At 59.8% G+C, this 6,403-nt stretch carries 5 protein-coding genes; all 5 read left to right on the forward strand.

The window, feature by feature from the left end:
- Window positions 1-545 precede the first annotated feature (545 nt).
- The 5 genes from AC1DSG_RS25935 to AC1DSG_RS25955 all read left to right on the forward strand — a co-directional run bounded on the left by AC1DSG_RS25935 (window position 546) and on the right by AC1DSG_RS25955 (window position 5,841).
- A complete protein-coding gene (locus tag AC1DSG_RS25935) occupies window positions 546-1,214 on the forward strand; it encodes an ABC transporter ATP-binding protein (RefSeq protein ID WP_477793437.1) in 669 nt (222 codons plus the stop codon).
- Window position 1,215: 1 nt separating this feature from the next.
- Window positions 1,216-3,687 carry an ABC transporter permease gene (locus AC1DSG_RS25940; RefSeq protein ID WP_477793438.1) on the forward strand — a complete coding sequence of 824 codons (2,472 nt, stop codon included), beginning with the start codon at window positions 1,216-1,218 and terminating at the stop codon, window positions 3,685-3,687.
- The gene (locus AC1DSG_RS25945) at window positions 3,677-4,741 is read left to right on the forward strand and encodes a lipocalin-like domain-containing protein (protein ID WP_477793439.1); all 1,065 of its coding nucleotides are present in this window, start codon (window positions 3,677-3,679) and stop codon (window positions 4,739-4,741) included. The genes AC1DSG_RS25940 and AC1DSG_RS25945 overlap by 11 nt, the downstream gene beginning before the upstream one ends.
- Window positions 4,742-4,803: 62 nt before the next feature.
- The gene (locus AC1DSG_RS25950; RefSeq protein WP_477793440.1) at window positions 4,804-5,046 is read left to right on the forward strand and encodes a hypothetical protein; all 243 of its coding nucleotides are present in this window, start codon (window positions 4,804-4,806) and stop codon (window positions 5,044-5,046) included.
- 210 nt (window positions 5,047-5,256) lie between these two features.
- Complete coding sequence (locus AC1DSG_RS25955; protein WP_477793441.1) at window positions 5,257-5,841, forward strand: hypothetical protein; 585 nt, start codon at window positions 5,257-5,259, stop codon at window positions 5,839-5,841.
- The last annotated feature ends 562 nt before the right edge of the window (window positions 5,842-6,403 follow it).

The raw sequence follows: 6,403 nt of genomic DNA on the forward strand, positions 1-6,403 counted from the left end.
CTAATCATGCTGGTTCAACAGCAAGAATCGATACCGACTATCCATACAAAAACCCCGCCAACGGCCAATGCCGATCAGATAAGCCATAACGCTGTCCGTAGCAGCTGGCGAAGCCTGCGTTCGGCTGCGCAGCAGTCGTGATACCTGAGTTTGCGGTCTTTCTGAAACACCGCATCGCCTGATTTCACGACTGCTGCGCAGCCGAACGCAGGCTTCGCCAGCTGCTACGGACAGCGTTATGGCTTAWCTGATCGGCATTGGCCGTTGGCGGGGTTTTTGTATGGATAGTCGGTATCGATTCTTGCTGTTGAACCAGCATGATTAGTGCCTTATGGATTGGTCAGCAATTGCAGAGTCACGCGAGGCAGTCTGGATACCAAGGCACGTCGAGGTTTGTTTTCGAAGAGGCGCTTCTTCGCGATAGCGGTCTTTCAGTCACATCAGCAGTGGATGTGCCACCGTCATCGCGAGCAGGCTCGCTCCTACAGGGATTTGTGGGAGTCAGGCGGCTATCCTTGCTTCACGCTTCTCAAACGGGTTTGCCCATGCTTCAGGTCCAAGGCGTTTTCAAAAGCTACGCCACCCCGCAGGGCCCGCTGCCGGTGCTGCAAGGCGTCGACCTGACGCTCAAGCCCGGCAGCAGCCTGGCGCTGATGGGCGAGTCGGGCAGTGGCAAAAGTACCTTGCTGCACCTGATTGCCGGGCTGGACAAGGTCGACCGGGGCAGCATCCGCAGCGGTGACCATCGGTTGGAGCAGATGAGCGAGGCGCAACTGGCCAACTGGCGGCGCAGCGAAATCGGCCTGGTGTTCCAGCAGTTCAACCTGATCGGCAGCTTGCGCGTCGAGGATAATCTGGCGTTTCAGGCGCGGTTGGCGGGGCGCCATGACCCGCGCTGGCAGGCGCATCTGGTGCAGCGTCTGGGCTTGGGGGATGTGCTGCGGCGCTATCCGGAGCAACTGTCCGGCGGCCAACAGCAGCGAGTCGCACTGGGTCGGGCGCTGGCTTCGCAGCCGAAATTGTTGTTGGCTGATGAACCCACCGGCAGCCTCGATGAAGCTACCAGCGACGAGGTGTTGAAGTTGCTCCTGGAATTGCTCGACGACACGTCCACCACCTTATTGATGGTCACTCACAGCCCACGGGTTGCCGCGCGGCTGGCGGAAAAAGTGGTGTTGCACGGTGGTCGTCTGGCTGGCCCGGACGAGCGCTGAGGTGCGGGTTTTTCGCGAAACACTGCGGGCGCTGCTCAGTCATTGGCGGCAGCACCCGGTGCAGTTTTTCAGCGTGCTGACCGGGCTCTGGCTCGCCACCGGTTTGCTCACGGGCGTGCAGGCGCTGAACAGTCAGGCGCGGGAAAGTTATGCCCGCGCCAGTCAGTTGATCGGCGGCGAACCGCAAGCCAGCCTCAGTGCACCCGGTGGCGGGACGTTTTCCCAGGCGTTATTTGTCGACTTGCGTCGTGCCGGTTGGCCAGTGTCGCCTCTGCTGCAAGGTCGAGTCTTCCTCAAGGGCCATGAAGATCAGCGCTTGCAACTGATGGGTATCGAGCCAGTGTCGCTGCCGGCCGGTTCCTCGGTGGCGGGGCAGGCATTGCCGATCGAGCAGATTGTCGAATTCTTCAGTGCGCCGGGCAGTACCTGGATTTCACCACAGACGTTGCAGACTTTGGGGATGCGCGAAGGTGAACGGCCGACCAGTTTGAGCGGCGTGGCATTACCACCGCTGCACGTTCAAACCGACATGGCCCCCGGCGTGCTACTGGTGGACATTGGCTTCGCTCAGCAGATTCTCGGTCTGCCGGATCAGCTGTCGCGCTTGCTGTTGCCCAAGGATTTCAGCGCTGCGTTACCCGACACGCTCAAGGCTCAACTCCAACTCAAGACCAGCGGCGAAGAGAACAACCTCGCGCGCCTGACCGAGAGCTTTCACCTGAACCTCGACGCTTTAGGCTTTCTGTCCTTCGTGGTCGGCCTGTTCATCGTCCACGCGGCCATCGGTCTGGCACTGGAGCAGCGGCGAGGCCTGCTCAGAACCCTGCGCGCCTGTGGCGTCAGTGCGCGAATGCTCATTGCGAGTCTTGCCGTTGAACTCGGCGGTCTGGCGCTGGTGGGCGGCCTCGCCGGCGTGGTCAGCGGCTACCTGTTGGCCAGCGTGCTATTGCCGGACGTCGCCGCCAGCCTGCGCGGCTTGTACGGTGCCGAAGTGGCGGGGCAGTTGAACCTCAGCCCGTGGTGGTGGCTCAGCGGTGTCGGCCTGAGTTTGCTCGGTGCGTTGCTGGCCGGCGCCAACAGTCTGCTGCGGGCGGCGCGTTTGCCGCTGTTGGCGCTGGCCGATCCGCAGGCCTGGCATCAGGCGCATGCGCGCTGGTTACGGCGCCAGGGTTGGGTGGCGGCGACGGCGGCGGTGATTGCGCTCGGTGCCTTGATCTGGGGCGACAGCCTGGCCAGTGGTTTTGTGTTGATGGCGGCGCTGTTGCTCGGCGCCGCACTGGCGCTGCCCGTGGTGCTCAATGCCGTGCTCAACCTCGTCTTGCAACGCAGTCGTTCAGTGCTCGGCCAATGGTTTGTCGCCGATTGCCGGCAGCAATTGCCGGCGCTGAGCCTGGCTTTGATGGCGCTGCTGTTGGCGCTGGCGGCGAACATCGGCGCCGGCAGCATGACCGCCGGTTTTCGCCAGACCTTCAGCAACTGGCTCGAACAGCGCCTGACCGCTGAGCTCTACGTCAATCCGCAAAACCCGGCACAGTCTCGTGAGCTGGACACCTGGCTCAAACAGCAGCCACAAATATTGGCGGTGCTACCCAACTGGCAAGTGTCGATCCAGCTGCAAGGCTGGCCGGCGGACGTCTTTGGCGTGATCGATCACCCGAACTATCGCCAGCACTGGCCGTTGCTGGAGGCCTTGGGTGACAACCCGTGGGACCGACTGGCCACGGACGACGCGCTGATGCTCAGCGAACAACTGGCCCGAAGGCTGAAAGTACGCCTCGGCGATCATCTGACGATTCCCACGCCGGGCGGCCCGTGGTCGCCGCGCATCGTCGGGATCTATGCCGATTACGGCAACCCCAAGGGCCACCTGCTGGTCAACGTCAGCCACTTGTTGCGCGGCTGGCCACAGTTGGCGCCCAACCGTTTTAATCTGCGCATCGAGCCGGCATCGATTCCGTCGTTCATCAGCGCGTTGCAGGCGCGCTTCGCGCTCGACGACAGCCGCATCGTCGATCAGGCGCGGCTCAAAGGCTGGTCGACGCAAGTCTTCGAACGCACCTTTGCCGCCACCGCCGCGCTCAACAGCCTGACCCTTTGTGTAGCCGGCGTGGCGTTATTCATCAGCCTGCTGACCCAAAGCCAAAGCCGTCTCGGGCAGTTGGCGCCGTTGTGGGCGCTGGGAGTGACGCGGCGGCAATTGATGCTGCTCAACCTCGGACAAACCTGGTTGCTGGCGGTCTTGACGCTGGTGCTGGCGTTGCCGCTGGGGATTGCACTGGCGTGGTGTCTGGATGCGGTGATCAACGTCCAGGCGTTCGGCTGGCGCCTGCCGTTGCGCGTGTTTCCGCTGCAACTGCTGCAGTTGATGGGGCTGGCGTTGTTCGCGACGTTACTGGCATCGGCGTGGCCGTTGTATTCGCTGTATCGCACGCAACCGGCGGACTTGCTGAGGACGTTTGCCCATGAGGATTAAGCTCGGCTTGCTGCTGGTGATGGTGTTGAGTGGTTGCGACAACCCGGCGCCTGTTGAGAAAGGCTTCGCCGGTCTGGGTGGCGAGGCGGAGGCGTTTACGCCGGTGGTGCCCGGTCGGGAGTTCAGCTTCCCGGTGGATCACGGGCCGCATGACGGTTTTCGCATCGAGTGGTGGTACGTCACCGCCAATCTGAAGGACGAGCAGGGCCGCGAATTCGGCGTGCAATGGACGTTGTTTCGCAGCGCCTTGAAAGCCGCGCCCGAGGTGGCCGGCTGGGCCAATCAGACGATCTGGCTGGGGCATGCGGCCGTGACGTCGGCAACGGTGCATCACGCGGCCGAACGCTACGCCCGGGGCGGCGTTGGTCAGGCGGGTGCGAGCCTGGCGCCGTTCAATGCCTGGATCGATGACTGGCGGTTCAGTAGTCAAAGTTCTGATCCTTTAACTGATCTTCAACTCAGTGCGCGGGACAAGGATTTCGCCTACCAATTGCACCTGACAGCCACCCGTCCGCTGGTGCTTCAGGGCGATAAAGGTTTCAGCCAGAAATCCGAACAAGGCCAGGCGTCATATTACTACAGCCAGCCGTTTTTTCAGGCCCGTGGCTCGCTGCAAATCGATGGCGAGATCTATCAAGTCAGCGGCCCGGCCTGGCTCGACCGCGAATGGAGCAGCCAGCCGCTGACCGCCAATCAGACCGGTTGGGACTGGTTTTCCCTGCACCTGGACAGCGGCGAGCAAGTGATGCTCTACCGCATGCGCAACAAGGACGCAGAGCCTTACCTCACCGGCACCTGGATCGATGCCCAGGGGCAGACTCAACCACTGCACGCCGACGACATCCGCCTCACACCCCAAGACACCGCCGAGGTCGCAGGCCGTCAGATGCCCGTGCGCTGGTCGATCAAAATCCCCGGCAAGCACCTCGACATCACCCTCAATGCCCTCAACCCCAATGCCTGGATGGATCTGCGCATTCCGTATTGGGAAGGGCCGGTGCGACTGAGCGGCAGCCATGCGGGGCAGGGCTATCTGGAAATGACCGGTTATTGAACTGGAACTCTCGGCAGATCGACGTCCTCCTAAGTTAACAAGCCCGTTCAAAGGAGCCCGTCATGAGCGACGACCTCAAACCGCCAGACCTTGCCGCGTGGCAGCGCCTGTTCGACGACACGGCCTACTGGCAACAATCCCCCGACGCCCATTACGCCGAACTGCTGCGGGTGGCCGACGACTTGCTGGGGCAGGGCGCCATCGACATCGAACAGTGGCAAGACTTGAACGCCAGGGCCGAGCAATTGCACAAGGACTCGCCCGCTGTGAACGTCGCCCATGAAGTTGACGATCCGCAGGCCTGAGAAGCCCCCGACGAACGCGACAATGATGCCCTGCGCGCTACTCAGCTGACCTGGCGCAAGGAAAGTGGAAAAAGCACCGACTACGACGAATCCACCGCAAAAGAAACTGCAAAAACTTCTTGAAGTACGTCTATGCTCATTTGCACACATCGCGCTGACGCCTGAGCCAGAGCGGTCTGTTGTCATTTATTACCAAGGAATGTATTGCCTATGAAACTCCACGCACTGACCAAAGCCATCACCCTCGCTACCTTGCTGTCTGCTGTCAGCCTTGGCGCCATGGCCGAGGAGATTCCGCTGTCTGCTGACGTGGTAGCGGATCAGATCACCGCGACCGTTGTCTCGGTCGACGCCGCGAAACATCAAGTCGTCCTTAAAGGACCAGAAGGTAAAGAGACTTCTATCCAACTGACTGACGAGGCGAAAAACCTTGGCAAATTGAAAGCCGGCGACGAGGTCGACATTCAAGTGGCTCACGCCGTCGTATTCGCCCTCGATACCGACGTCAGCAAGGGCCTGCCAGGCGCCGCCGAACGCACGGGCGAAGCTCGCGCGGCTCCAGGGAGCGACAAACCAGGCGGCGAAGCTTACCGTCAGGTCCAGGTTCAGCTGAAAATCACCAAAATCGACCTGGCGAAACATCAGGTCACCTTCGAAGGTCCGAAGGGTAATACCAAAACGATTGACGTCGTAAAACCAGAAGTTCAGGCCAAACTCAAAGACCTGAAAGTTGGACAAAGCGTTGTCGTCACGTACACCGACGTTCTGAAAGTGACCACTAAATCCAAAACCTGAGGATTGACTGTATAGACTGATTGTTCTTGTATAACTTTTTTGTACAAGAACAATCAGGTTTTAATGTTCTGGTTGGTGAGTTTTGTCGATGATCTGAATAGTATTTCGATCGACATTTAGTTAAACATTATGTAAATAAAATTTCATGTTTGCTCGCGGACATATTTGCGAACTTCTATTAAAATCTCCTCGTTCGCCCAGTGTCACGGCTCTTTACCAGTGCATGGAATGCCGAGGCCAAAGCACTGGGCGGACACCTTATAGAAGGGCTGATAGCGAATACACAAAAACGGGCGATCATTTGATCGCCCGTTTTTTTTACTCGGCCTGTGCCTGTAGGCGTTGGCCGAGGTCGTGTTGCGCATCGCAATGACAGGGGTGAAGTCCTGAAGCCGCGTGGGGTTGCCCTAAAGCGATTCACCGTAAGCGCTCCATAAACCCCACCCTTTCTGAGGTGAGCGCGCTCAGCTAGACGATAATCAGATGTACACAGCTTGACCGTAATATGAAATCAGGTATCAGGGTTGCATGCAGTTCTCACACCAAACAACTTGTCGGCTTT

The organism is Pseudomonas sp. P5_A12, assembly GCF_056400685.1.

What these genes read in the sequence shown, in the direction of transcription:
- AC1DSG_RS25935 (WP_477793437.1), top strand. Translation starts at nt 546, where the DNA reads ATGCTTCAGGTCCAAGGCGTTTTCAAAAGCTACGCCACCCCGCAGGGC.
- AC1DSG_RS25945 (WP_477793439.1), top strand. Translation starts at nt 3,677, where the DNA reads ATGAGGATTAAGCTCGGCTTGCTGCTGGTGATGGTGTTGAGTGGTTGC.
- AC1DSG_RS25950 (WP_477793440.1), top strand. Translation starts at nt 4,804, where the DNA reads ATGAGCGACGACCTCAAACCGCCAGACCTTGCCGCGTGGCAGCGCCTG.
- AC1DSG_RS25955 (WP_477793441.1), top strand. Translation starts at nt 5,257, where the DNA reads ATGAAACTCCACGCACTGACCAAAGCCATCACCCTCGCTACCTTGCTG.